Here is a 24,891-nt window from a genome sequence, read left to right as displayed (position 1 = left end):
GGGCGTGGCCGCCTGGCCCGGCGTGGCGGCGCCGGCTGCTGGCCGGGGCGTGGCCGGCGCTGCGGCCGGCGCGTCTTGCGAGGGCAGGGTGGGCGAGTACAGACCGTCGCCGGCATCGGCGGGCTCGCTGTAGACCAGCGTGGCCGAGCTGCCGGGGCTGTTATTGCCGAGCTGGAAAGTGGGGCGGGGATTGGCGGTCAGCACGGTCAGCGGCACTTCGGCGCCGACCTGCACTTCCGGCGGCAGCATCATGCGCACCGCGTTGTCGGCCACCTTGACCAGGAAGCTGCCGTCGTTGAACTTGGACAGCACTTCGGCCGTGACCGATTGGCCGACCAGGCTTTGCAGCGCGCGCTGGAAGGCCGCCTGGCGGCCGTCGCCGACCGGCGCGACGCCGCCGACCTCGGCCGCCGGACCGACCGGCAGGATGGTGACCACGGGCGGCAACATGGCGCGCCCCTGCTTTAGACGCTGCCGTAGGCGTTGATGACGCGCCGTTCAGTGCCGGTGGAGTTGATCAGTTTGGACAGTTGCGCCATCCACGGCATGGTCAGGTCGCGGATCTGGCGGTCGGCGTTGAGCATCTGGCGGATCAGGTTGATCTTGCGCTCACGCTCGGCGCCCTGCATCGGCTGCGCCGGTTCCTGTTCGCGCAGCGCCTGCACGTGGGCGGCGCAGCGCTGCTCCAGCAGCACCAACTGGTCCCAGTCGCTGCGGGTGGCGGCCTGCACCATCTGTTCGGTCAGCTCGGCCATGGCGGCGTACACGGAAAGGATATCTTGGCTGGTCATCATGAATCAGGCGCTCGCGAGATTGGTGGGTTGGGCGCCGGTGGCGGCAGGGGTGTCGGCGATCGCATTCCAGGCGTCGCGCAACTCGGTCAGCAGGCGCTGCACTTCCTCCAGGATCGCTGGATCGTTGTTCATATTGGCCGTCAGCAGGCGCGCGCTCATGTATTCGTACAGCGCGTCCAGGCCCTCGGCGATGTCGCCGCCGGCATTCTTGTCGAGCGCGGCGCGCAGGCCGCTGTCGATGATCATGATGGCCTTGGAGATCGATTTGCCTTTCTCGCCGATATCGCCGTTGCGCATGCCGTTCAGCGCGCCGTTCAGGGCCACCAGGGCGCCGTCGAACAGCATGACGATCAGCTTGTGAGGACTGGCGGCGATCACGCCGGTCTCCATGCCGACCTTGGCATAGGCATGCACGCCAGTTTGTCGCGATCCGAACATACTCTGTCTCCTGTTAAAGCGTCAGCGGCTATTGCTTGGCAAGCGCCGCGAACTGTTGCGTCAAGAATGACGCGGTGGTATTCATGCTGGCGATCGAGGTGTCGAGCGCCGTGTACTGTGCGCGGTAGCGCGCTTCGATGTCGACCAGGCGGGCGCTGAAGGCGTCCTTCTGTTTGCTGATGTCCTTGACCGAATTGTTCAGGCCGGTGGTGCGGCTGGTGATCGCGCCCTTGGCGCCCAGGTAGCCGGCCGCCAGCGCGTTGAGCTGGTAGGCATAGCCCTGCGAGAAACCGAAGCTGCCGCGCGAGCCGATGGTGTCGCCGGTGATGGTCAGCTTCAGGCCGTCAACCGGCGCGCCCGGTGCGCCGGTCAGGCTCTGGCCGCTGCCGATGGCGGTGTAGCCGCCGATGGTGCCGGCCACGTCCACGCCGTCGACCGACGCGCCGGTGCCGAACACGGCCGAGATATCGGTGCCGGTGGCCGTCGCGATGTGGATGTTCGATTTCGCGCCATAGTTGGTCGAGGCCAGCTTGAGCTTGCCGTCGTCGCCAACCGTGGCGCTGACGGTGGCGCCGGCGCCGGAAAACGCGCTGACGCCGTTGATCGACGATTGCAACAGCGTCGCCAGCTGGCTGGGATTGTAGCTACCGGCCGGCAGTGAAATGGTGGCGGTGTTGGCCAGCGTGGCCGGGGTGGTGTCGTTCAGCGTGACGGTCCAGGTGGTATCGGCATCGATCACGGTTTCGGCCGGCAACACGGTGGTGCCTTGCAGCGTACCCTGGGTGGCCAGCTGGGTGATGTTGATCGCATAATCGCCGGCCTTGGTGTTGGTGCCGGAACTGGAAAACTTGACCTCTGGATCGGAGCCGTGGCCCACTGCCGCGAACAGGCCGGCGATGTCGTTGAAGTTGTTGGTGACGGCCTTTTGCAACTTGGCGTTGTCCAAGGTCAGCGAACCGTCTTTCTGGAACGAGATGCCGATCTGCGACAGGTTGGTCAGGCTGGTGCCTTGCAGGCCGGCGATGGAGGTGCCGAGCTGGCGCCGGATCGATGCCTGCAGGTTGCGCAAGGTGGTGTCGCCCAGCAGCGGGCCGCCGGTCTTGGTGTCGGGATCATACGCGCCCAATTGCTTGATCTGGTTGTTCAAGTCGTTGTAGGCCTTGACAAAGCCGCTGACCGAGGTGCTGAGCGAGCCGCTGTCTTTGCTCACCGACAGCGTCGAGCTGCCGACCTTGAGGGCGCTGATGTTCACGCCGGTGACCGCGCCGCTGATGCTGGTGCTGGAGCTGGTGACGGCGATGCCGTTGACGGTGGCCAGCGTGTCGGCCGCCGAGGTCTTCTGGCTCAGGCTCTGCACCCCGCCCGGGTCGTAGCCCAGCAGCGAGACCAGGTCCGGGTCGGGCGGGTTGCCGCCCGATCCGGACAGGGTGATCTTCATGGTCGAGCTGACGCCGGTGGCGGTCGAGGTCAGGATCAGGTGGTTGGGCGTGGCGCTGGCGCCGGTGGCGCCATCCGAAACGATGCTGGCGGTGACGCCGAAGTTGCCCTTGTTGATCGCCGCCATGATGCCCTGCAGCGTGTTGTTGCTGCTGTCGATGACGACGTTGCCGCTGGTGCGGGTCGAGTCGGCGGCGAAGCTGGCGCCCAGGTAGGCGCCGCCGACGCCGGCGGTCAGGCCGGCGCCGGCCGGATTGGTGCCGCCGACGCTGATCGGGCTGCCGTCGGCCGAGATCAGCGAGATCGAGCCGACGGCCGTGGTGCTGGAGCCGATATTGGCGGCGCCGCTGTTGCCGATGCCGCCGGTGACGCTGCCCGTGACCGCTTCGGCGACGGCGATGTTGCTGCCGTCCTGATTGTGAAATTGCAGGTCGCCGCCGACCGCGGTGCCGCTGACGGTGATGTTGGCGTCGGCCAGCGCGCGCCCCACGGCCGAGTTGGGGGCCAGCGCGGCATCGAGCGCGGCGGCGGTGACCCCGCCGCCGCCGGCCGTGCCGGCCGCCTGGGCGGCGATTTCGACGCCGCCGACCTTGAGCGAATAGCTGCCGCCGCCGCTGGTGTCGACATCGCCGAAACTGGAGGCGCCGGCGGCGCCGAACAGCGTGGCGCTGGTGACGGTGGCCGCGGCCTTGGCCGAGACGCCGGTGGTGGTGCTTTTGGCGTTGATGGCGTCGGCCAGCAGGCGCGCGCTGCGGGTGGTGCCGTCGCTGGCGATGACGGTGTTGTTGATGCTCAGCGAGCCCGGCGTCAGGCCGCCGCTCGACAGGCTGGCGCCCAGCTGGGCGCCGGTCAGGCCGAAGCTGCCGCCGCTGACGGTGCCGAGCGAGAAGTTGATGGTGGTCTTGGCGCCCAGGCCGATGGCGGCGGTGGTGGTCTTGTAGCCGCCCGAGGCCAGCGTTTGCGCCTGCGCCAGCTGGTTGATGTTGACCCGATAGGTGCCCGGCTGCGCGGTGCTGCCGGCGGTCGCGGTCATCACGGAGGGGTCGCTGGGCGTGCTCACCAGCGTCTGGAAGCTCGACACCGAGGTCAGTCCGGCCAGCGCTCCGCTGAAGCTGCCCAGCGCGCCGGACAGATTGCCGAACGCCGACACCTGCGCCAGATAGCTGGCCGACTTCTTGTCGAAATCGGCCAGCGGCGCGGATTCGACCGCCATCAGCTTGCTGACGATGGAGTCGACCGGAATGCCAGAGCCGATGCCCGGTGTAGAGATGCCCACGATGTGCTCCTAAGTAAAGCAATAATATAAGACAATATCGGCAGAATCAAACCGGACTTGAGAGGGGAGAATACCTGCCAGTTCAGGCAAAGCTGAAAAAACGGGCAGCGGGGGCGGGGCAGCAGGGCGTAGTGGAGCGGCGATGCGGCTGCGTCACGGGCGCGGCCCGTCAGATCCTGTGCAACACGACAAGCTGGCGTTCCCTGAATCAGGATGCCATGGATGAGGAAAAAGCGGCGCGCGCGAGCGCGGCCGCTTCAGGCGGTTTGCTGGATCAGCAAGCCGGAGGTGCCGGAGTTCGATTCCAGCGATTTGGCGATTTCCAGCGCTTCGGGCGAGGGAATCTGGCGCAACACTTCCTTGGTGGTCTGGTCGACCACCTTGACCACGGTGCGCTTGGTGTCGCTGTCGACCGAGAATTCCAGTCCCTGCGACTTGGCCTGCGCCGACTTGTTCAGCTGCGACACGGCCTGGTGGACCTGATCCAGCGTCGGCACGTTGGCCGGGCCCTTGACGGCGGAGGCGGTCTCGACAGGCGTGGCCGGCGCGCGCGCGGACTGTGCGCTGGCGTCGCCGACGGCGGCGGCCGGACGGTCTACGGGGCGGGCCTGCGAGGCCGAGCCGATGGTATCGATAGTCATGATGCTTCCTTTGTGAAAAATCCCCGGCTGAATAAATCAACCGGGGAACCTAGTCAGAGCGACCTTACCGCGTCAACTCCTACCCGGATTTTAGCCACGCAGCAGGGACAACACGCCGTTCGGCAGCGAGTTAGCCTGGGCCAAGATGGCGGTACCAGCTTGTTGCAGGATCTGGCCGCGAGTCAGGTTGGCCGTTTCCGCCGCGAAGTCGGTATCTTGAATCCGGCTACGCGAAGCGGACAAGTTCTCCGTCGTCGTGTTCAGGTTCGAGATGGTCGAAGCGAAACGGTTCTGGATCGCACCCAGTGCCGCGCGGTTGCTGTTGATCTGGTTCAGCGCCGAGTCGATGGTTTTCAGGGCCTTGTTGGCGCCGTCCACGCTCGACACGTCGACCTTGGCCACCGATTGCAGGTCCGAACCGGTGGAACCGTTGACGATGGTGGTGGTCGGCGCGGCCGAAGCGATCGAGAAACCGCTGTCGGACGAAAAGTTCAGCTTGCCGCCAATGGTGATGGCGCTGTCTTTCGCCGGGCCGGCCTGATCGAAGGCTTTGACGGCGGCGGTGCTGCCCACGGCCGGCTGGTCGGTGCCGCGGACCAGGGTGGTCGCCTTGGCCAACAGATCGTCGCTGGCGGCGTTGGTGTTGTTGATTTCGATGTCGGCGCCGGACGAGCTCGTCAGTTGCAATTCCTTGACACCACTGGTGGTGTTGGTCTTGATGGCGGCCGAGATGCCGGTGGTGCCGCTCTGCGCGTTGATGGCCTGGGCCACTGCCGACAGATCGCCGCCTTTGACCTTGGCCGAAATCGTCACGCCGGTCGAGGTCGAATCCGCCTCCAGCGAGTTGTCGCCGCGCAGGGTGAACTGCACCGAGCCGTCGCCGGCGGTTGGGTCGGCCAAGCCGGAAATGGTGGCGTTGGTGGTCGCGGTTGCGCTCACGCCGCTCTGGCTCGACAGGGCGTTGACACTTGCCGCGATTTTCTTGGCGCTGTCGCCGGCCGCGATGCTGACGTTGGTGGTGGTGCCGCTGCCGGACGTGACGTTCAGGGTGTCCGCAGCCTGGTTGTTGGCCAGGTGGACGTTGGTGGCGGTCGCGGCAGCAGCGGTGGCGTCGGACAGCGTGCCGCCGGTGTTGAGGAAGTAGGACGACAGGCTGTTGTTGCCGATGTCGGTGGCCTTGGCCGACTGCACGCCGACGTTGATGGTCTGGCCCGAATTGGCGCCGACCTGGAACTGGGCCGAGGTCAGCGAACCGTCCAACACGTTCTGGCCGTTGAACTGGGTCGAGGTGGCAACGCGATTCAGCTCGCCCGACAGCGCCGAGACCTCGTTCTGGATCGACTTGCGGTCGGAATCGGAGTTGGTGCCGTTGGCGGACTGGACTGCCAGTTCGCGGATACGTTGCAGCAGATCGCCTGCAGTGCTCAAGCCACCCTCGGCCGTTTGAGCCAGCGAGATACCGTCGTTGGCGTTACGTGCTGCCGTGGTATTGCCGCGAATTTGCGAGGTGAAGCGCTCGGAAATCGCCAGGCCGGCGGCGTCGTCTTTTGCGCTGTTGATGCGCAAACCGGAAGACAGGCGTTGCAGGGAAGTCGACAGCGAGGCTTGCGACGTGGTCAGGTTACGTTGCGAATTCAGCGATGCAATATTTGTATTAATGACTTGTGCCATGATGTTTCTCCAGACTGATACTTCGATTCGGCAATATGCTCAGTTCCCATTGGTCTGTCTCCACGTTCCGAGACATTCAAACCGCTGTTGTTACTGGTAACGGTTGCCCTGTGGGAAAATTAAGGGCTGAAAAGGAGGGAAATTTTCTCTGGCAGGCCTAAAGTTCAATACCTATGCCCGTTTAAACGACAGCAATCACGGAATCTTTAGGGTAAAAATAATTATTTTTCACCCTTGTTTTTGGGCAAAAAAAAGCCCGGCAAGGGCCGGGCGGGGAGCAAACGGAGCAAACAGCGGCTTATTCGGCCACCACCACCCGGTTCTTGCCGGTCTGCTTGGCGGTGTACATGGCCTTGTCGGCGCGCTTGACCAGTTCGGTCTGCTCCTCGTTGGGACGGCGCAGCGCCACCCCGGCCGAGAAGGTGATCAGCACTTTCTCGTTATCGTGCAGGAAGAAGTGCTTGGTCAGCTCGCGCTGCAGCCGGGTCATGGTGCTGGCGGCCGCCTCGACCGAGGTTTCCGGCATCAGGATCAGGAATTCCTCGCCGCCGAAGCGGGCGATCACGTCCATCGAGCGCAGCGTGTCCTTGACGATCTTGACCAGGTGCTTCAGCGCGGCGTCGCCGGCGATGTGGCCGTAGGTGTCGTTGAGTTTCTTGAAGTCGTCGAGGTCGAGGATGGCGATGCACAGCGGCGTGCCGCGGCGGTCGGCGCGCGCGGTCTCGCGCTCGAACACGTCGTCCAGGCCGCGGCGGTTGAGGCTGCCGGTCAGCTGGTCTTCGCGCACCAGTTCGCTCAAATGCTGCAGCTTGGCTTCCAGCGCGTGGATGCGGTTCTCGGCGTCCTGCACTTCCTGGCGCGCCAGCACCATCTTGTCGCGCGCCTTGAGCGCCTCGCTCTGCACCAGCCGGGTTTCCTTGAGCACCTCGTCGAGGATGTTGTTGAGCTCGGAGATATTGTCGGCCTTGCTGATCTTTTCCGAATAGCCGCCGATCTTCTCGTGGAAGTCGCCGGTCGAGGCCGCCACTTGGCCGAGGCGGTCGATAAAGGTCATCATCATGTTCTTGACGGTGAGCTTGACGTCCGACAGGCTGTGCTTGAGCTGGCCCTGCTTGTAGATCACTTCCTTCAGGCTGCGGGTGGCTTCCTCCAGCGCGCGCACGTCGATCGGCCCGGTGATCAGGTTTTGCACCGATTCGATCTGGCCGCGCAGCCAGCTGTCGTCGTCGAGCAGCTCGCTGACGTTTTCCAGCAGCAGCTTGAACAGGCGCAGCAGCAGTTCCTGCTGCTCGCCGCTGTCGCCGCCGCGCAGTTCGATCTGGTAGCACAGCTGCTTCAGGCGCACGGCGATCTCGGCCAGCGCTTCCTCGCTGTGGGCCAGCTTGGTGGCCGCGCCCAGCGATTCGGCCTCGGCCACCAGCACCGGCGCGCCCGACAGCAAGGACGCCACGGCGAAGGTCAGGGTGCGGCTCAGCAGGTCGCGCAGGGTGCGGCTTTGCTCGTCCTCGGGCGCCATGCCGGCCACTTCGATGCCGCCCCTCTTGCCGACGAAGTGTTTTTCCACCAGTTGCGACAGCGCCTTGGCATAGCCTTCCCAGTCGCGCGACTTGACGGCGCGGTTGAAGCGGCGGCCGAAGTCGGCCAGGTCGCCGGTGTTTTCGGTCAGGCGGGTGGCGAACTGGCTCAGCACCGATTCCGGGCCGGGATCGACCGCGCCGATCGGGGCGGCCGGCGCGGCGGCGATGCCGGCGATTTCGTTGTAGATGTCGCGGTAAGCTTCCGGCGTCGGCGCGATGCGGCGCACGGCCAGGCGCTTGAACGCCTCGCGCGCGATCTCGGCCGGATTCTGCTCGGGAGTGGATGGTTTGCTGGACATCAGATGCTGCCTCTTAAAGGTTTGTTCATTAAACCATAATAAGTCCGCGCGCCGATTGGCATAGCTTGAATAAAAGGCCGGAAGGCATCTTTCATTAGAGTATCAAGCGTAGGCAAAGCGGCAAGCGTGTGGCGGGCGCTTATTCATAGCCTACCCATTATCTACTCTATCAGCTGGTTTTTGATGGCGTAATGGGTCAGTTCCGCGCTGTTTTTCAGCTTCATCTTGACCAGCAGGCGGGCCCGGTACTCGCTGACCGTCTTCACCGACAGCGACAGTTCCTTGGCGATCATGCCCACCGTCTTGCCGGAGGCGATCATGGTCAGGGTCTGGTATTCGCGGTCGGACAGGGTGTCGTGCGGCGGCGCCTCGTGGTCCTCGCCGACGTGGTTGGCCAGTTCCTGCGCCAGCGCCGGGCTGATGTACTTGAGGCCGCCGGCCACCTGGCGGATCGCCGTGACCAGCTCGCGCGGCGCGCTCTGCTTGGTCAGGTAGCCGGCCGCGCCGGCCTTGAGCGAGCGGATCGCGTACTGGTCCTCGCGGTGCATGGACAGCATCAGCACCGCCAGCTCCGGCTTTTCCTTCTTGATCTGCTTGAGCACCTCGATGCCGCTGCGGTCGGGCATCGAAATGTCGAGCAGCATCACCTGGCAGTCCGACTTGCGGAACAGCTTGATGGCGTCCAGGCCGTTTTCGGCCTCGCCGGCCACGACGATGTCGCGCGTCTCGGCCAGGATTTGTTTCAAGCCTTCCCGCACGATGGCGTGGTCGTCGGCGATGAAGACCTTGATGATGGCTTTTTCTGACATGCGGGTCTCTGCTTCCTCTTTTTACTTTATTTGCTATTTCACGGCAGAAATGTTTTCACCCGCTATTGTAGCGCCGGCGGCCGCCGCGATGAGGGCCGCGCGTTCGGTTTCGTGCTTAATTTTGATCGCCACCAGCGTGCCGCCGCCGGCCGCGTGGCTCAGCGCCAACGTGCCGCCCAGCGCGCGCGCGCGTTCGGCCATGCCGCGCAGGCCGAACGAGGCCGGCTTGGCGCGGTCGGATTGGCGGATGCCGCTGCCGTTGTCGCCGATTTTCAGGCTGATGTGGTGCCGCAGCCGCGCCAGCTTGACGCTGACGCGGGTGGCGCCGGCGTGCTTGGCGATATTGGTCAGCGCCTCCTGGGCGATGCGGAACAGGGCGGTGGTCTGGTCGTTGTCGAGCGCGATCTCGCGCTGGTTGGCGTTGAAGCTGCAGGCGATGCCGGTCTGCTTTTCGAACTCCTTGACCTGCCATTCCAGCGCCGCCACCAGGCCCAGGTCCAGCAGCGCCGGGCGCAGGTCGAGCGAAATGCGGTGCACGGCGTCGATGGTGCGGTCGACCAGGGCGTCGACGTAGTCGGTCCGTTCGCGCAGCGCGGGGAAGTCGCCGACCTCGTCCAGGCGGGCGGCCAGCATGGCGACGGCCATCTTGATCGCCGTCAGGTTGCCGCCCAGCTCGTCGTGGATCTCGCGCGCGATGCGGGTGCGCTCCTGTTCCTTGACCCGTTCGGCATGCGCGCTGAGCTCGGCCAGGCGGGCGCGCGAGTGGCGCACTTCCATCTGCTCCTGCTTGCTCTCGCTGATGTTGGTCATGATGCCGTCCCAGCGCACCGCGCCGTCGGCCAGCGCGTGCGGCGTGCAGCGCAGGTTGATCCACTTGACGTCCTTCCAGGCGTCGACCCAGATCCGGCCTTCCCAGTTCCAGCTCCACAGCGCGCTGGCCGAGGCTTGCATCGCGTCCAGGTAGGACTTGCGGTCGTCCGACAGGATCAGTTCCAGGAAGCGCTCGGGCTGCTCGCGCAGCTCGGCCGCCGTCAGGCCCAGCAGCGCCTGGCAGCCGTCGCTCAGGTAGGGGAAGCTGACGCGGCCGTCGGCGTGCAGCACGAACTGGTAGACCAGGCCGGGCGTGTTGGAGACGATGGCGTCGAAGCGCGCGCGCACCTGTTCCAGTTCGTCGGCCAGGGCCGCGCTGTCGGGATGGGGGAGGGAAGCTGCGCTCATGGGAATGATTTAAATAGTATGGTGGATAGTGAATTAGCGGGCGCGCCAGCGGGCGCGGAAGCGCCGCAGCAGGCGGCGGAAGCGCGCCATCCAGCTGCGCGGCGGCGGCACGGCGTGCCGGCGCCAGTGGCGCCAGGCCTTGGCCAGCGCGCTGACGCGGCGCCAGGCGCGGGTGGCGCGCAGCCGTGCTACCCAGCGCTCCTTCAGCGCCAGGAACCAGTGCAGCAGCCGGGCGAACCAGACGATGGTCATCAGCACCGGCCGCGTCAGCAGGAAGATGCGCGCCACCGCCGCCGCGCCGACTAGCTTGGCCAGCACGATGACGAGCAGGCCGAGCAGCGGGTGGCCGTGCGCCATCGCCCACAGCGCCAGCAGCTTGACCGGGAACAGCAGCGCGGCCGGCAGCACGAACAGCGCCAGCGCCGCGCGCGGGCCCAGCGTGCAGATCCAGGCCTCCAGCCGGTGCAGCGGCGGCCAGGACGACAGGCGGCGCAGCACGCGCATGCCGACGTCCCACAGCCAGTCCTCCAGCAGCAACAGCAGGGCCGCCAGGTAGACCAGCGGGGCAAACAGCGAGCGGCAGAAGCGGTGGAAGAGTTTCATCGTTGAAGCATTGTTCTATCGTTATCATGATACGTGAAAGCATCGCCGGCGCGGGGAAAAACACCGAACGTGCACAACAGCCCCGGCGACGCACGAAGCCGTTACAATACCCCGCATGAACAAAGCATTTGTCAAAGAGTCGGACCAGGACGACGACGAGGAAGCCGCGGCGCTGGCGTTGGCGATCCCGGCCGGGTCGAAGAACTATATCCGTCCGGAAGGTTACCAGCGCATCAAGGATGAGCTGCTGCAGCTGATCGACGTCGACCGGCCGGAGGTGGTGCGCATCGTGCACTGGGCCGCCTCCAACGGCGACCGCTCGGAAAACGGCGACTATATCTACGGCAAGCGGCGGCTGCGCGAGATCGACCGCCGCATCCGCTTCCTGACCAAGCGCATGGACTCGGCCGCCATCGTCGACCCCAGCGTGCACCACGGCAGCGACCAGGTGTTCTTCGGCGCCACCGTCACCTATTGCAACCAGCTGGACGAAACCCGCACCATCACCATCGTCGGCATCGACGAGCTCGATCCATTGAACGGCAAGATCAGCTGGGTGGCGCCGGTGGCGCGCGCGCTGACCAAGGCGCGCGAAGGGGATGTCATCACCTTCCAGGCGCCGCACGGCGTCGAGGAGCTGGAGATCCTTGAGGTGACGTATCCGGCCCCGGCTGCCGATTAGTCTGCGCCGCTGGGCTTGCTTGCTGGCGCTGCTGGGCTGGCAGACGCAGGCGGCGGCGCTGGACAGCTATGTCATCGACCTCAACTCCAGCAAGTCCGAATACAACGACAGCCATATCAAGCGCCTGCTGACGGCGGCGCTGGAGGCCTCGCGCGCCAGGTACGGCGCGTTCGAAGTCAGGATCTCGACGCTGCGGGTGCAGCGCGACCGGCTGATGCTGGAGATGATGACGGGGCGCGAGGTCAATCTGAGCGCGCAGGTGACGTCGCCGGAATGGGAGCGGAAGCTGATCCCGGTGCGCATCCCGGTGGACAAGGGGCTGTCGGGCTACCGCATTGCGCTGATCGACGGCCGTGACCAGGCCGAGTTTTCCAAGGTGCGCACATTGGCGCAACTGAAGGCCAAGAGCCTGGGAGCGGGGCGGCAGTGGAGTTCGACGGCGGTGTTGCAGCAGGCCGGCTTCACGGTGCAGGCCGGCGCGACCACGTCGGGCCTGCACCGCATGCTGGCGGCGCACCGCTTCCAGTATTTTCCGCGCGCGATAGACGAGGCGCTGTTCGAGCGTGAGGAATATGCGCCGGGGTTTCCGCAACTGGCGGTGGAGAGCAGTTTTGCGATCTATGTGCCGTTGCCTCGCTACTTCTTCGTCGGCGGGCAGCCAAGGCTGGCGCAGCGGCTTGAATATGGGTTGCAACTGCTGATCGCCGACGGCCGCTTTGACCAGATCTTCCATGAGTTCTACGACGGCTTGATCGAGAGGGCGGGGCTGCGCAAGCGCCGCATCTTCAAGTTGGACAATCCCTTACTCTCCCCGCAAACGCCGCTGGCCAACAAGGCCTATTGGTACGACCCCTTCGAGCATCGGTAATTGAGCGCGATCAGCGTATCGCTTGGCGAGGTTTGCTACGTTGGCTTACTTTGGGAGGGGCATATCATGGCTCGACGCGCTCGGTTAACGTTGGCCGGTGTTCCGCTGCATGTCATCCAGCGCGGGCACGACCGGCAACCGTGTTTTTTTATCGATGAAGATTTTGAAGTCTACAGGCAATGGTTGCGTGAGCACGCTGTGGGCAATGGATGTCAGATACATGCTTATGTGCTGATGGACAATCATGTACATCTGCTGGTATCCGTTGAGGATGCGCGCGGATTGGCGGGCATGATGAAGGGTGTTGCGCAGCGTTATGCGCAGTATTTTAATGATCGCCATCGAGCTAGCGGGACGCTGTGGGATGGGCGCTACAAGAGCTGTTTGGTCCAGACCGAGCAATATCTGCTGGTTTGCCAACGGTATATTGAACTGAACCCCGTGCGTGCAGGTGTGGTGAGATTTCCGGGGAATTATCGCTGGTCCAGCTATCGGGCGAATGCGGAGGGACGCAGGGATGTTTTACTGACCCCGCATGTGGTGTATCAGCGTCTTGGGTTGAGCGAGCCGGAGCGGCGGCAGGCATATGTCAGGCTATTTCAAGAAGCGCTAGCCCCGCAACAGATCGAGAAAATACGCGCTGCGGGGAATAGCGGATGTCCGCTGGGTGATGATGCGTTCGTAGTTGAGCTGGCCTCTACCCCGCATCCCTAAGCGATGCGCATGCCGCACCGCTTAGGGGTCAGACCCCGTACGGGGTCTGACCCCAGCCTGGCTGTGCGGGGTTAACTGCGCTCGCGCAGGATGCGGTTGACGCCGGCCACGCGGCGCACATTGCGCAGCAGGCCCGCCAGGTGCACGCGGTCCTTCACCTGGATCGTGAAGCGCAACTGGTGCAGCACGTGTTCCTTGTCCTCGTCCATGCCGACATAGGTGATGTTGGCGTCGGACTCGCCGATCTCGGCCGCCACGCGCGCCAGGATGCCCTTCTCGTTGTTGATCAGCAGCTTGATGCGGCTGTCGAAACGGCGGTTCAATTCCGTCCCCCATTTGACCGCGATCCAGCGGTCCGGTTCCTTGATCTTCTGGCGCTTGGCCAAGGTGCAGTCGCTGGTGTGCACCAGCAGGCCCTGGTCGCGGCGCAGCTGGCCGAGGATGGAGTCGCCCGGAATCGGCAGGCAGCACGGCGCCAGTTGCACCGACACGCCTTCGCTGCCGCAGATGGTCACCGGATCGAGCTCGGCCGCGCTGTTGTGGTCGACCGGCGCGCTGGCCGATTCGCCGCCGCGCAGGCCGAAGATGTGGCGCGCCACCAGCGCCGCCATGCGCTTGCCGATGCCGATGTCGGCATACAGCTCGTCCAGCGACTTGGCGCTCGACTCGTTCAGCAGGCGCTCGACCAGGTGCTCTTCCAGCTCCGGATTGATGCCCAGCGAGGTCAGCGCCTGCGCCAGCAGCTGCTCGCCCAGGGTGATCGATTCCGGCAGGTTGATGGTGCGCAGGTGGTGGCGGATCGCCGAGCGCGCCTTGCCGGTGCGGACGAACGACAGCCACGTCGGGCTGGGCCGCGAATTGGCGTCGGTGACGATTTCCACGATGTCGCCGTTGCGCAGCTCGGTGCGCAGCGAGGCCGGCTCGTTGTTGATGTTGACCGACACCGTGTGGTCGCCAATCCCGGTGTGGATCGAGTACGCGAAGTCGATCGGCGTGGCGCCGCGCGGCAGCGCGATGATCTTGGACTTGGGCGTGAACACGTACACCGAGTCGGGGAACAGGTCGACCTTGACGTGTTCGAGGAATTCGGCCGAGTCGCCGGTCTGCTGCTGGATGTCGAGCAGCGACTGCAGCCAGGCGTGGGTGCGCTGCTGCATGTCCGACAGGTTCGAGTCGCCGTTCTTGTACAGCCAGTGCGCGGCCACGCCCGATTCGGCGGTGCGGTGCATTTCCTGGGTGCGGATCTGGAACTCCACCGGCGTGCCGTACGGGCCGATCAGGGTGGTGTGCAGCGACTGGTAGCCGTTGAGCTTGCGGATCGCGATGTAGTCCTTGAACTTGCCCGGCATCGGTTTGTACAGCGAGTGCAGGGTGCCCAGCGCCACGTAGCAATTCGGGAAGCTGTCGACCACCACGCGGAAGCCGTACACGTCCAGCACCTGCGAGAACGACAGGTGCTTGCTGCGCATCTTCTTGTAGATGCCGTACAGCGTCTTCTCGCGGCCGTAGACCTCGGCTTCGATACTGGCCATGGACAGCGTGTTCTTCACCGATTCCAGGATCTTCTTGACCACCTCGCGGCGGTTGCCGCGCGCCGCCTTCACGGCCTTGGCCAGGGTGCGGTAGCGCAGCGGATACAGGTGCGAGAACGACAGGTCCTGCAGCTCGCGGTAGATGTTGTTCAGGCCGAGGCGGTGGGCGATCGGCACATACACTTCCATCGTCTCGCTGGAGATGCGCGCCTTCTTGGCCGGCGCCATCACCTCCATCGTGCGCATATTGTGCAGGCGGTCGGCCAGCTTGATCAGGATCACGCGCACATCCGACGCCATCGCCAGCAGCATCTTGCGGAAGTTCTCCGCCTGCGCCTCGATCTGGCTCTGGAACTCGATCTTTTCCAGCTTGGACAGGCCGTCGACCAGGTTGGCCACCGGCGCGCCGAAGCGTTCGATCAGCTCTTCCTTCTTGACGTCCTGGTCCTCCATCACGTCGTGCAGCAGCGCCGCCATGATGGCCTGGGCGTCGAGCTTCCAGTCGGCGCAGATCTCGGCCACGGCGATCGGATGCGAGATATACGGCTCGCCCGATTTGCGCACCTGGCCCAGGTGCATTTCGTCCGAGAAGCGGTAGGCTTCCTTGACCTTTTTGAGGTCGGCGGCGTTCATGTACTCGGCCAGTTTTTCGGTCAGATGCGTGACGGAGGCGACGCCCGCGGTCAGGGTAGGCGTGGCCAGGGGCGACGAAGAAATCACAGGCGGGATGGGAGCTGGTGCGGATGAGGCGAGGGTGGTGGTGCTATCCCCTGCGTCGGCGCCTGACGTGGCAGCAGCCGGCGCAGGGGCCGGCTGTTTGGCCCGTGCGGGCTTGCCACTCAGTGTCGGATCGGCAGGGATCAGATTCATACGTTTGCGTTCCGTCTCGATGAGAATGTGAAATTGGAATATCCGTTACCAGAATATCCCATACTTACTGCTAAACCGCACCATTCACATTGTTCGGGAACGCCGGGCCCAACTTACATTGGGACCTTTTTTAACATTTCCAGACCGACCTTGCCGGCGGCGATTTCACGCAGGGCGACGACGGTCGGCTTGTCCTTGGCTTCGACCTTAGGGGTGTGGCCTTGCAGCAGCTGGCGGGCGCGATAGGTCGCGGCCAGGGTCAGCTGGAAACGGTTAGGGATATGTTTCAAACAATCTTCAATAGTAATGCGGGCCATCTTAACTCCTAAAATCTTGTGTATTTATTCAGCGTGGATACCCAATTGGGCAAATAGCGAGGCGTTGCGCGCCGCTTGTTGCGCAAACCGGCAACGGGCCGCTCTGACAATCGCCGTCAATTCCGACAGGGCGACTGCAAATTCTTCGTTGATGATAGCATACTCGAACTCGGGAGCGTGGGCGATTTCGCCGCCCGCCGCCAGCAGCCGGCGCGTGATCACGTGGGGGGCGTCGGTGGCGCGTTTCTTCAGGCGTTCCTCCAGCGCGTCGATCGACGGCGGCAGGATGAAGATGCCGGCCGCCTGCGGGAACTGCTTCTTCACCTGGCGCGCGCCCTGCCAGTCGATTTCCAGCAGGATGTCGGTGCCGGTCTTCATTTGCTGTTCGACCATGATGCGCGAGGTGCCGTAGTAATTGCCGTGCACTTCGGCCCACTCCAGGAACTCGCCGGCGTCGGCGCGCTGGACGAAATCCTCGGCGGTGGTGAAGTAGTATTCCTTGCCGTGGGTCTCGCCCGGACGCGGCGCGCGGGTGGTGGTGGAAATCGACAGCTTGATGGTCGGTTCCTGCGCCAGCAGCGCGTTGACCAGCGTGGACTTGCCGGCGCCGGACGGCGCGACGACCATGAACAAACTGCCGGCGAATGAGTTGGTTGAGCTCATGTCTCTCTTTCGAAAACGTCAACGGGCGCACAATTGCTACGCCCAAAGATGTATTTTACCAAGAGCAAGCCCTTGCATCCAATTTACAGCAGTGTGAGCAGGTGCAGGGCGGCGGCCGGCGCGCGTTCCTTGGCGCCGTTGATGAAGTACAGGTAGGCGTCGCCGGACTTGGCGTCCTGCTGCCATTGCCGCGCCTGCGCGGCCCATTGCTTCAGCGCCGGCCTGGTGTAGCCGGTCTCCACTTCGCTTTGCGCGTTCATCAGGCGCGCGTAGACGAACTCGCCGGTGACCTCCGTGAGGTTGGGGTATTTGGGCGAGTCGGTGATGACGGTGGCGATCTTGTGCTTGCGCGCCAGCTGGTAATAGTCGTCGCACAGAAAACTGGCGTGGCGGGCGTCCAGCACGTGGCGCAGCTTGCGCGTGCCCAGCTTGGTGGGCAGCAGCTTGAAGAAGGCTTGCAGGTCGTCGGGGTCGAACTGCTTGGTGGCGGCCAGCTGCCACAGGATGGGGCCGAGCTTGTCGCCCAGTTCGCCCAGGCCGCTGTCGATGAAGCGTGCTATGGATTCCCCTGCCTCGGCCAGCACCCTGCGGTTGGTGGCGAAACGGCTGGCCTTGACCGAGAAGACGAAATCGTCCGGCGTCTGCGCGGCCCACGAGGCGAAGTGCTCGGGCTTGGCGGTGCGGTAGAAGGTGCCGTTGATTTCGATGCTGCTGAGCTGGCGGCTGGCGTACTCCAGCGCCTTCTTTTGCGGCACGCCTTTCGGATAGAAAGTCTCGCGCCACGGCGCGTAATCCCAGCCGCCTATGCCTACCCGTACAGTGCCTGTTTTCGCCATACGCCGCCCCCCGAGTCAATCCCGAAATGATAGCGCAGACGTCCGTTCGTTGCATTGTTGTAAAAAGAGGATAGTGTGACAATTGGATGGATTTCTCATGATTTCTGTATCACAATTAATCGGGAACTCTCTGACGGGCCAAGCCATCGTGCCACAGCTGCTGATCTGGACTCTGGAAGGGCAACGCTACGCGCTGCCGCTGGCGGCGGTGGAGCGGGTGGTGCGGGCGGTCGCGGTGACGCCGTTTCCGGCGGCGCCAGGCGCGGTGTGCGGCATCGTCAACGTGCAGGGGCAGGTGGTGGCCGTGATCGATTTGCGGCGCCGCTTGCAACTGCCGGCGCGCGCCATCGCGCTGAGCGACCAGATGGTGTTGGCGAGCACCGCGCGCCGGCGCCTGGCCTTGATCGCCGATGCCGTCAACGGCGTCGCCGAGTGCGCCGACGAGGCGGTGGTGACCGCCGGCCACATCATTCCCGGCGCCGAGTACATGAGCGGCGTCATGAAGCTGGACGACGGCATGATCCTGATCCACGACCTGGATCGCTTCCTGTCACTGGACGAGGAATTAGCTCTCGAGAAGGCGCTATCCGATGCTGGTTGACCGCGATACCGAAGCCGCGCCATCCGACGCCTTGCTGACGGCGTTCAGCGGCTATATCACGCAGCACCTGGGCCTGCATTTTCCGCGCGGACAATGGCCCGAGCTGGTGCGCGCGGCCCAGGCGCTGGATGTGGCCGGGGCCGGCGCCGGCGCCTGCATGCGGCGCCTGATGGCGGCGCCGCCGACCCGCGGCCAGATCGAACAACTGGCCCACCAGCTGACCATCGGCGAGACCTATTTCTTCCGCGAGCCGGCCGTGTTCGACGCGCTCGAACACGAGGTGCTGCCGGCCCTGATCGCCGCGCGCCGCGCCGCCGGCCGCACGCTGCGCATCTGGAGCGCCGGCTGCTGCACCGGCGAGGAGTTGTATTCGGTGGCGATCCTGCTGCAGCGCCTGATTCCCGACCTGGCCGACTGGCGCATCACCCTGCTCGGCACCGACGTCAACGCCGGCTTCCTGCGCAAGGCGGAGCAGGGCCGCTACCGCGACTGGTCGTTCCGCGCGGTGCCGGCCTGGCTGGTGTGGCGCCACTTCGGGCCGCCGCAGGATGGCCTGCGGGCCATCGCGCCGGCGCTGCGCCGGGGCGTGCGCTTCGACTACCTGAACCTGGCGGCCGACCTGTTTCCCGGCCCGGAAGTGGGGGCGCCGCCTATGGACCTGATCCTGTGCCGCAACGTGCTGATGTATTTCGAACCGGCCAGCGGCGCGCGCGCCTTGCAGCGGCTGGGCCGCGCGTTGGCGCCGGACGGCTGGCTGGCGGTCGGCATGGCCGAGGCCGGCCACGCGCTGCTGGCGCCGTTCGAGCCGGTGCGTTTTCCCTCCGCGCTGCTGTATCGCCAGCGGCCGGAGGCGCTGCGGGCCGAACTGGTGGCGGCCGCCACCGGCTTGCACTCCGCCGTGCCCGCCGCCGCTGCCGCCGCCATCGCGGTCGCACCCACCGGGACGGCAACCATTGTTGTCGAGCCGCTCCGCGACGTGGCCGCCATCGCTGACGCGTCTGCCGGGCAGCCGCCCATCGGGGCCGGGCCTGTCGAGTCGGCGCCCAACGTGGCCGCGTCCACCGAGCCTGCTCCTGCGCTGGCGCTGCAGGCACGCCGGTGCGCCGACCTTGGCCTGCTGGACGACGCCAGCCTGTGCTGCGCCGCCGCGATCGCCACCGATAAATGCGACCCGGCGCTGCGCTATTTGCAGGCGCTGATCATGGAAGAGCAAGGCCGCGCCGCCGAGGCCATCGGCGCCCTCAAGGACGCGCTCTATCTGGACCCTGACTTCGTGCTGGCGCATTTCACGCTGGGCAGCCTGTGCCGGCGCAACGGCGCGCTGCGCGAGGCACAGCGCCATTTCGCCAACGCGCTGGAACTGCTGCGCGGGCACGCGCCGGACGATGTGCTGGCGCACTCGGGCGGGGTGCGCGCGGGCGAACTGGCCGATCTGATGCGCGCCGGCGCCGGGGCCGCCTGATGCCGGCCCGGCGCCAGCAACTGGACTGGGAGCAGGTGCGCGCGCGGCTGGCCGCGGCGGCCGCCACGGCGCGGCAGCAAACCACGGTGGCGCCGGAACAGCTGCGCGCGCTGCTGGAGCAACGCGCGCAGTTGCTGGCGCGCGTGCCGCCGGCCGCGCCGGCGCCCGACGCCGAGGCCGAGGTGCTGGAATTCATGCTGGCCCACGAACGCTACGCGCTGGAGATGACGCATGTGCACGAGGTGCACGTGCTGCGCGAGCTGACGCCGCTGCCGTGCACGCCGGACTTCGTGCTGGGCATCGTCAATGTGCGCGGGCGGATTTTGTCGCTGGTCGACCTGAAGCGTTTTTTCGGCCTGCCGCAGCAGGGCTTGACGGACCTGAACAAGATCATCGTGCTGCGCGGCGGGGCCATGCGCTTCGGCCTGCTGGCCGACCAGATCCTGGGCGTGAACAAGCTGGTGCTGGCCGAGTTGCAGCCAGCGCCGCCCACGCTGGGCGGGATCCGCGCCGATTACCTGAAGGGCGTGACCGCCGCCCGTTTGATCGTGCTGGACGGCGAGCGCCTGCTGTCCGATCCGGCCATGGTGGTGGAGCAGAATGTAGTTTGAACCAGGAGATGCCGATGGAGCTTTTCTTGATACCGCAGCGCCGCACGCCGACCTGCTGGCTGGGCGCGGGCCTGCTGTGCCTGGCCGGCGGCGCCGCGGCCCAGCAACTGCCCAGCCAGCTCTCGCGCATGAGCATCGAGGAGCTGGCGGAAATCCCGATCACCTCGGTGTCGAAGAAGGCCGAGTCGCTGGGCGACGCCGCCGCGGCCGTGTTCATCATCACCGGCGAGGACGTGCGCCGCAGCGGCGCCACCAGCCTGGCGGAGGCGCTGCGGCTGGCGCCCAACCTGGAGGTGGCGCGCACCAACGGCACCACGTATGCGGTCACCGCGCGCGGCGGCAGCAACGGCAACGGCAACAAGCTGCTGGTGCTGATCGACGGCCGGGTGGTGTACAACCCGCTCAACGCCGGCGTGTTCTGGGAATCCCAGGATGTGATGATGGAGGATATCGAGCGGATCGAGGTGATCAGCGGCCCGGGCGGCACGCTGTGGGGCTCGAACGCGGTCAACGGCGTGATCAACGTGATCACCCGCTCCAGCAAGGATAGCCAGGGCACGCTGGTGTCGCTGGGCGGCGGCAACGCCGAGCGCGGCGTCGCCGTGCGCCAGGGCTGGCGGCTGGGCGAGGACGCCAGCATGCGGGTGTACGCCAAGGGTTTTCGGCGCGACCCCAACCTGACCATGGCCGGCGGCGGCGCCGGCGACGGCTGGTCCGGCCGCCAGCTGGGCTTCCGCGCCGACTGGGGCCGGGGCGACAACGGCCTCACCTTGCAGGGCGACCTGTACGACCGCCAGCTGGACCAGTTTGCCGGCAGCGAGCGCCACCGTTCCGGCGGCAACCTGCTGGCGCGCTGGGACCGCGCGCTGGCCGACGGCGCGGCGCTGCAGGTGCAGGGCTATTACGACCGCGTCAACAACCTGATACCGGGCGTGATCATGCTCGGCGAAGCGAACGACACCTACGACGTCGAGGCCCAGCATCGCCTGCCGCTGGGCGCGCGCCAGGAGCTGGTGTGGGGCGGCGGCTTCCGGCTGTGGCGCAGCACCGCCACCAATGGCGCGATCCTGAAGTTCCTGCCGGAGCGGGTGGAAACCCACCTGGCCAATCTGTTTGTGCAGGACACCATCGCGCTCGACCCGCAGTGGAAGCTGACCCTGGGCGCCAAGGCCGAGCGCAATTCCTACACTGGCCTTGAATTCCAGCCCAATCTGCGGCTGGCGTGGAAGCCGGACGCCCATACGTTGTGGTGGACCGCGTTGTCGCGGGCGCTGCGCACGCCGTCGCGGGTGGACCGCGAAGCCTATGTCTTCGGCATCCCCACCGCAGCCTTGCGCGGCGGGCCGAACTTCCGTTCGGAGCGGTTGACCGCGCTGGAGCTGGGCTACCGCGCCCAGCCGACCGAGCGGCTGTCGTTTTCGGTCAATGCCTACTACAACAAGTACGACGATATGCGCACGGTGGACTACGACCCGGCCAAGAACACGTTCCAGGTCGCCAACCACGCAGAGGGCAATGTCGCCGGCCTGGAAGTGTGGGGCAACTACCAGGTCAGCCGCGACTGGCGTTTGAGCGCCAGCCACAGCTTGCTGCGCGAGCGCATCAGGCTGCAACCGGGCGCCAGCGTGCCGCCGCCGGCCGGCGGGCCGGGCACGCTGTTCGGCAACGATCCGCCGCACCGCTACACGCTGCGCTCCAGCCACGACCTGCCGCGGGGAATGGAGCTGGACCTGTCGCTGGACCGGGTGGCGGGCTTGCCCTATCCCTACGTGCCGGCCTACACCTCGCTGGATGCCCGGCTGGGCTGGCGTCCGGCCGCGCGGCTGGAGCTGGCGCTGAGCGCGGTCAATTTGCTGAACCGCCGCCACGCCGAGTTCGGCACCATCACCGGCACCTCGCCGCGTGCCGCCTTTGAACGCAGTCTTTACCTGCAACTGATATGGAAATTCTGACCCGCCTGGCGCGTTTGGCCTTGCTGCTGTTGGCGCTGGCGCCGCCGGGCGCCGTCGCGGCCGAGGGCGAGACGCTGGAATATGCGGTCAAGGGCGCCTACCTGTACAAGTTCGGCCTGTACATCGAGTGGCCGGCCGGTGCCTTCGCCGCCCCGGCCAGCCCGCTGGTGCTGTGCGTGGTGGGCGACGACCCGTTCGGCGCCGCGCTCGATGCCGCCGTCAACGGCGAGCATGTCGACAGCCATCCGCTGCAACTGCGGCGCCTGAAGAGCCTGACGCGCGAGTCCGGCTGCCACGTGGCCTACCTGGGCGCCGCCGAGGCGCCGCGCGAGGCGCTGCGCGGGGTGCTGACCGTCAGCGAGGCGCGCGGCGGCGGCGTGATCAGCTTCGCGCTCAAGGACAACCGCGTGCGCTTCAACGTCGACGACGAGGCGGCCGCGCGCAACGGCCTGCTGATCAGCTCCAAGCTGCTCAACATGGCGCTCAGCGTCAAGTCGCGCGCCGGCAAGGAGGGCCGCTAAATGCACTGGTTTATCGACAGTCCGATCCGCCGCAAGCTGATGCTGATCACCGTGCTGGCCAGCGCCATCGCCCTGCTGATGGCGGGCACGGTGATCGTCAGCTACGACGTCTACACCTACCGCGCCCAGAAGCAGCAGGAGATCGCGGTGCAGGCCGAGATCCTGGCCGCCAGCGTGGCGCCGTCGCTGGTGTTCAGCGACCCCAAGGCGGCGCAGGAATACCTGAACGCGCTGCAAGCGAATCCGGAGGTCGCCGCCGCCGCGCTGTACGCGGCCGACGGCGCGCCGTTCGCCAGCTACGCCCGTCCGGAACGGCAGGCGCTGCCGCTGCCGGCGCGCGCCGAGGCGCAGGGCCAGCGCTTCGTCGGCGACGAGCTGGTGGGGACCTGGCCGATCCGGGAAAAGCAGCGCCAGGTCGGCAGCGTGTATCTGCGGCTGAGCACCGAGCCCATGCTCACGCGCATGGTGCGCTACGGCGGCATCATCCTGCTGGTGATGATCGGTTCGCTGCTGATCTCGCTGCCCAGCGCGCTGCGGCTGCACGCGGTGATCGTGCAGCCGATCCGCGACATCGCCGAGGCGGCGCGGCTGGTGGCGGCCGGCGAGATCGTGGTGCGGCCGGCCGGGCGCGCGCGCGCCGACGAGATCGGCCTGCTGCAGGACAAGTTCCGCGAGATGGCGCTGTCGCTGCAGGAGAAGGTGGCGATCGCCACCCGCATCGCCTCCGGCGACCTGCTGCTGCAGGTGGTGCCGCGCTCGCAGCAGGACGCGCTGGGCATGGCGTTCGCGGCGATGGTCGACAACCTGCGCGAGAAGGCCGCGGCGGCCGAGCGCATCGCCACCGGCGACCTGACCGGGGCGCTGGCGCCGCCGTCCGCGCACGACGTGCTGGGCAAGGCGTTCGCGGCGATGGTGCTCAACCTGCGCGAGATGAACCGCGAGATCGGCGAGGGGGTCGACGTGCTGGCGGCATCGTCGAGCGCGATCCTGGCCGGCACCACCCAGGTGGCGGCCGGCGCCAGCGAGGCGGCGGCGGTGATGAGCGAGACCTCGGCCACGCTCGACGAGGTCAAGCAGACCGCGCTGATGGCCAGCCAGAAGGCCAAGAACGTGGCCGAGACGGCGCAGAAGGCGGCCCAGGTGTCGCAGACCGGCAAGCGCTCGGTGGAGGAGTCGATCGAGGGCATGCAGCAGATCCGCGAGCAGATGGAGCTGATCGCCGAGAGCATCATGCGGCTGTCCGAGCAGAGCCAGGCGATCGGCGAGCTGATCGCCAGCGTCAACGACCTGTCGGAGCAGTCGAACCTGCTGGCGGTGAACGCCTCGATCGAGGCCGCCAAGGCCGGCGAGCACGGCAAGGGTTTCGCGGTGGTGGCGCAGGAGGTCAAGAGCCTGGCCGCGCAGTCGCGCCAGGCCACGGCCCAGGTGCGCACCATCCTGGGCGACATCCAGAAGGCCACCGGCAGCGCGGTGCTGGCCACCGAGCAGGGCGCCAAGGCGGTCGAGCTGGGCGTGCGGCAGTCGCGCGACGCCGGCGAGGCGATCCGCCAGCTGACCGAGAGCATCGGCGACAGCGCGGTGGCGGCCAGCCAGATCGCGGTGTCGGCGCACCAGCAGCTGGCCGGCATGGACCAGCTGGCGCTGGCGATGGAAAACATCAAGGTCTCGACCACCCAGAACATGGCCAGCACGCGCCAGGCCGAGGCGGCCGCGCACGATCTGCATGCGCTGGGCCAGAAGCTGAAGGCGATGGTCGGGCGGTATCGGGTGTAACACGGGGAGGGGCGCATGGCTACGGACGACGAACGATTCTTGCAGCGCCTGCTCGCGACCTTCAGGCTGGAGGCCGACGAGCATGTCGGCGCGATGTCGGCGCTGGTGCTGGAGCTGGAGCGGCCGGGTGACCCCGCGCGCGCGGCCGGCCTGGTGGAGACGCTGTTCCGCGAGGTGCACAGCCTCAAGGGCGCGGCGCGCGCGGTCAACCTGGCCGACATCGAGGCCGTGTGCCAGGCGCTCGAAAGCGTGCTGGCCCTGCTGAAGCGCGCGCAGCGGGCGCCGCCGGCGCCCATGTTCGAGCTGCTGTACCTGACCATCGACGTGCTGCGCGGGCTGCTCGATGGCGGTATATACGAGCTGGGCGGGCTGCTGCAGGCCTTGATGGAAGCGCAGTACGGTTTGTCCGCGCCGCCGGCGGCCATGGGCACGGCGCCGCCGATGCCGCCGTTCTCGATGCCGCCGATGGCCGCCGTGTCCGCGATGCCGGTGGCGACCGCCGCGCCATCCATGCCGGCCGCCGCGCCCGAGCAGGAGCCGGAGCAGACGGTGCGCATCTCCACCGCCAAGCTGACCGCGCTGCTGCTGCAGGCCGAGGAGCTGCTGGCCTTCAAGTTCAGCGCCGAACACATGGCCGCCGACCTGCGCGCGCTGCATGGCGAGCTGGAAGGCTGGCGCAAGCACTGGAGCCGCACCGTCGGCGAGGCGCGCGCCATCGCCCGCGCG

General features: G+C 66.3%; 23 protein-coding genes and 1 pseudogene. 10 read left to right on the top strand and 14 right to left on the bottom strand.

Annotated features, from left to right (window positions below; translation table 11 throughout):
* From V6M89_RS29330 to V6M89_RS29285, 10 genes and pseudogenes are all read right to left on the bottom strand, one after another.
* Positions 1-450: pseudogene (locus V6M89_RS29330) on the bottom strand (flagellar hook-length control protein FliK); the annotation flags it as partial.
* Positions 451-464: 14 nt separating this feature from the next.
* Positions 465-794, bottom strand: a complete 330-nt coding sequence (locus V6M89_RS29325) for a flagellar protein FliT (protein ID WP_332856535.1) — start codon at positions 792-794, stop codon at positions 465-467.
* Between the two features lie 3 nt (positions 795-797).
* Positions 798-1,232: a flagellar export chaperone FliS gene (fliS, locus tag V6M89_RS29320; RefSeq protein ID WP_332856534.1), complete on the bottom strand. Its 435-nt coding sequence runs from the start codon at positions 1,230-1,232 to the stop codon at positions 798-800.
* Between the two features lie 28 nt (positions 1,233-1,260).
* A complete protein-coding gene (fliD, locus tag V6M89_RS29315) occupies positions 1,261-3,945 on the bottom strand; it encodes a flagellar filament capping protein FliD (protein ID WP_332856533.1) in 2,685 nt (894 codons plus the stop codon).
* 257 nt (positions 3,946-4,202) lie between these two features.
* Positions 4,203-4,586 carry a flagellar protein FlaG gene (locus V6M89_RS29310; protein ID WP_332856532.1) on the bottom strand — a complete coding sequence of 128 codons (384 nt, stop codon included), beginning with the start codon at positions 4,584-4,586 and terminating at the stop codon, positions 4,203-4,205.
* Positions 4,587-4,676: 90 nt separating this feature from the next.
* On the bottom strand, positions 4,677-6,257 hold the full coding sequence (locus V6M89_RS29305) for a flagellin N-terminal helical domain-containing protein (protein ID WP_332856531.1): 1,581 nt from the start codon (positions 6,255-6,257) through the stop codon (positions 4,677-4,679).
* 298 nt (positions 6,258-6,555) lie between these two features.
* On the bottom strand, positions 6,556-8,133 hold the full coding sequence (locus tag V6M89_RS29300) for a GGDEF domain-containing protein (protein ID WP_332856530.1): 1,578 nt from the start codon (positions 8,131-8,133) through the stop codon (positions 6,556-6,558).
* A 161-nt stretch (positions 8,134-8,294) separates the two neighbouring features.
* A complete protein-coding gene (locus V6M89_RS29295) occupies positions 8,295-8,942 on the bottom strand; it encodes a response regulator (protein ID WP_116990377.1) in 648 nt (215 codons plus the stop codon).
* A 33-nt stretch (positions 8,943-8,975) separates the two neighbouring features.
* Entirely contained in the window at positions 8,976-10,160 is a 1,185-nt protein-coding gene (locus tag V6M89_RS29290; RefSeq protein WP_332856529.1) for a sensor histidine kinase, read from the bottom strand.
* 33 nt (positions 10,161-10,193) lie between these two features.
* The gene (locus tag V6M89_RS29285) at positions 10,194-10,763 is read right to left on the bottom strand and encodes a hypothetical protein (protein WP_332856528.1); all 570 of its coding nucleotides are present in this window, start codon (positions 10,761-10,763) and stop codon (positions 10,194-10,196) included.
* A gap of 115 nt (positions 10,764-10,878) precedes the next feature.
* Here V6M89_RS29285 and greB point away from each other — a divergent pair, with 115 nt between their 5' ends.
* Genes greB through V6M89_RS29270 form a run of 3 tightly spaced genes read left to right on the top strand, consistent with a single transcriptional unit; the run spans position 10,879 to position 13,027 of the window.
* Entirely contained in the window at positions 10,879-11,445 is a 567-nt protein-coding gene (greB, locus tag V6M89_RS29280; protein WP_116990373.1) for a transcription elongation factor GreB, read from the top strand.
* 19 nt (positions 11,446-11,464) lie between these two features.
* On the top strand, positions 11,465-12,313 hold the full coding sequence (locus V6M89_RS29275) for a hypothetical protein (protein ID WP_332856527.1): 849 nt from the start codon (positions 11,465-11,467) through the stop codon (positions 12,311-12,313).
* A complete protein-coding gene (locus V6M89_RS29270; protein WP_332856526.1) occupies positions 12,314-13,027 on the top strand; it encodes a transposase in 714 nt (237 codons plus the stop codon).
* A 71-nt stretch (positions 13,028-13,098) separates the two neighbouring features.
* On the opposite strand, the gene V6M89_RS29265 is transcribed toward V6M89_RS29270, so the two are convergent.
* The 4 genes from V6M89_RS29265 to V6M89_RS29250 all read right to left on the bottom strand — a co-directional run bounded on the left by V6M89_RS29265 (position 13,099) and on the right by V6M89_RS29250 (position 17,245).
* A complete protein-coding gene (locus V6M89_RS29265) occupies positions 13,099-15,429 on the bottom strand; it encodes a RelA/SpoT family protein (protein WP_332856525.1) in 2,331 nt (776 codons plus the stop codon).
* A 113-nt stretch (positions 15,430-15,542) separates the two neighbouring features.
* A complete protein-coding gene (gene rpoZ, locus V6M89_RS29260; RefSeq protein ID WP_026334175.1) occupies positions 15,543-15,746 on the bottom strand; it encodes a DNA-directed RNA polymerase subunit omega in 204 nt (67 codons plus the stop codon).
* 24 nt (positions 15,747-15,770) lie between these two features.
* On the bottom strand, positions 15,771-16,409 hold the full coding sequence (gmk, locus tag V6M89_RS29255; RefSeq protein ID WP_117011606.1) for a guanylate kinase: 639 nt from the start codon (positions 16,407-16,409) through the stop codon (positions 15,771-15,773).
* Positions 16,410-16,492: 83 nt separating this feature from the next.
* On the bottom strand, positions 16,493-17,245 hold the full coding sequence (locus tag V6M89_RS29250; protein WP_332856524.1) for a DUF72 domain-containing protein: 753 nt from the start codon (positions 17,243-17,245) through the stop codon (positions 16,493-16,495).
* 148 nt (positions 17,246-17,393) lie between these two features.
* Here V6M89_RS29250 and V6M89_RS29245 point away from each other — a divergent pair, with 148 nt between their 5' ends.
* The 7 genes from V6M89_RS29245 to V6M89_RS29215 all read left to right on the top strand — a co-directional run.
* Positions 17,394-17,846 (top strand): chemotaxis protein CheW, encoded by a 453-nt coding sequence (locus tag V6M89_RS29245; protein WP_332856523.1) that lies wholly within the window; start codon positions 17,394-17,396, stop codon positions 17,844-17,846.
* On the top strand, positions 17,836-19,308 hold the full coding sequence (locus V6M89_RS29240) for a CheR family methyltransferase (protein WP_332856522.1): 1,473 nt from the start codon (positions 17,836-17,838) through the stop codon (positions 19,306-19,308). The genes V6M89_RS29245 and V6M89_RS29240 overlap by 11 nt, the downstream gene beginning before the upstream one ends.
* Complete coding sequence (locus V6M89_RS29235) at positions 19,308-19,919, top strand: chemotaxis protein CheW (RefSeq protein WP_332856521.1); 612 nt, start codon at positions 19,308-19,310, stop codon at positions 19,917-19,919. The genes V6M89_RS29240 and V6M89_RS29235 overlap by 1 nt, the downstream gene beginning before the upstream one ends.
* Positions 19,920-19,933: 14 nt before the next feature.
* Positions 19,934-21,871 (top strand): TonB-dependent receptor plug domain-containing protein, encoded by a 1,938-nt coding sequence (locus V6M89_RS29230; protein WP_332856520.1) that lies wholly within the window; start codon positions 19,934-19,936, stop codon positions 21,869-21,871.
* Complete coding sequence (locus V6M89_RS29225) at positions 21,859-22,392, top strand: YfiR family protein (protein WP_332856519.1); 534 nt, start codon at positions 21,859-21,861, stop codon at positions 22,390-22,392. The genes V6M89_RS29230 and V6M89_RS29225 overlap by 13 nt, the downstream gene beginning before the upstream one ends.
* Positions 22,393-24,165: a methyl-accepting chemotaxis protein gene (locus V6M89_RS29220; RefSeq protein ID WP_332856518.1), complete on the top strand. Its 1,773-nt coding sequence runs from the start codon at positions 22,393-22,395 to the stop codon at positions 24,163-24,165. It abuts the gene before it with no gap.
* A gap of 15 nt (positions 24,166-24,180) precedes the next feature.
* On the top strand, positions 24,181-24,891 hold a 711-nt coding region (locus V6M89_RS29215; protein WP_332856517.1), incomplete at its 3' end, for an Hpt domain-containing protein.

Origin of the sequence: Duganella sp. S19_KUP01_CR8, assembly GCF_036688705.1 — a bacterium.
Taxonomy (GTDB): domain Bacteria; phylum Pseudomonadota; class Gammaproteobacteria; order Burkholderiales; family Burkholderiaceae_D; genus Rugamonas.
This window is presented reverse-complemented; position numbering and strand designations above follow the sequence as displayed.

Excerpts from the sequence above, each read along its gene's own strand:
- V6M89_RS29325 (WP_332856535.1), bottom strand. The coding sequence starts at position 794 with ATGATGACCAGCCAAGATATCCTTTCCGTGTACGCCGCCATGGCCGAG.
- fliS (WP_332856534.1), bottom strand. The coding sequence starts at position 1,232 with ATGTTCGGATCGCGACAAACTGGCGTGCATGCCTATGCCAAGGTCGGC.
- V6M89_RS29310 (WP_332856532.1), bottom strand. The coding sequence starts at position 4,586 with ATGACTATCGATACCATCGGCTCGGCCTCGCAGGCCCGCCCCGTAGAC.
- V6M89_RS29305 (WP_332856531.1), bottom strand. The coding sequence starts at position 6,257 with ATGGCACAAGTCATTAATACAAATATTGCATCGCTGAATTCGCAACGT.
- V6M89_RS29300 (WP_332856530.1), bottom strand. The coding sequence starts at position 8,133 with ATGTCCAGCAAACCATCCACTCCCGAGCAGAATCCGGCCGAGATCGCG.
- V6M89_RS29295 (WP_116990377.1), bottom strand. The coding sequence starts at position 8,942 with ATGTCAGAAAAAGCCATCATCAAGGTCTTCATCGCCGACGACCACGCC.
- V6M89_RS29290 (WP_332856529.1), bottom strand. The coding sequence starts at position 10,160 with ATGAGCGCAGCTTCCCTCCCCCATCCCGACAGCGCGGCCCTGGCCGAC.
- V6M89_RS29285 (WP_332856528.1), bottom strand. The coding sequence starts at position 10,763 with ATGAAACTCTTCCACCGCTTCTGCCGCTCGCTGTTTGCCCCGCTGGTC.
- greB (WP_116990373.1), top strand. The coding sequence starts at position 10,879 with ATGAACAAAGCATTTGTCAAAGAGTCGGACCAGGACGACGACGAGGAA.
- V6M89_RS29265 (WP_332856525.1), bottom strand. The coding sequence starts at position 15,429 with ATGAATCTGATCCCTGCCGATCCGACACTGAGTGGCAAGCCCGCACGG.
- rpoZ (WP_026334175.1), bottom strand. The coding sequence starts at position 15,746 with ATGGCCCGCATTACTATTGAAGATTGTTTGAAACATATCCCTAACCGT.
- gmk (WP_117011606.1), bottom strand. The coding sequence starts at position 16,409 with ATGAGCTCAACCAACTCATTCGCCGGCAGTTTGTTCATGGTCGTCGCG.
- V6M89_RS29250 (WP_332856524.1), bottom strand. The coding sequence starts at position 17,245 with ATGGCGAAAACAGGCACTGTACGGGTAGGCATAGGCGGCTGGGATTAC.
- V6M89_RS29240 (WP_332856522.1), top strand. The coding sequence starts at position 17,836 with ATGCTGGTTGACCGCGATACCGAAGCCGCGCCATCCGACGCCTTGCTG.
- V6M89_RS29235 (WP_332856521.1), top strand. The coding sequence starts at position 19,308 with ATGCCGGCCCGGCGCCAGCAACTGGACTGGGAGCAGGTGCGCGCGCGG.
- V6M89_RS29230 (WP_332856520.1), top strand. The coding sequence starts at position 19,934 with ATGGAGCTTTTCTTGATACCGCAGCGCCGCACGCCGACCTGCTGGCTG.
- V6M89_RS29225 (WP_332856519.1), top strand. The coding sequence starts at position 21,859 with ATGGAAATTCTGACCCGCCTGGCGCGTTTGGCCTTGCTGCTGTTGGCG.
- V6M89_RS29220 (WP_332856518.1), top strand. The coding sequence starts at position 22,393 with ATGCACTGGTTTATCGACAGTCCGATCCGCCGCAAGCTGATGCTGATC.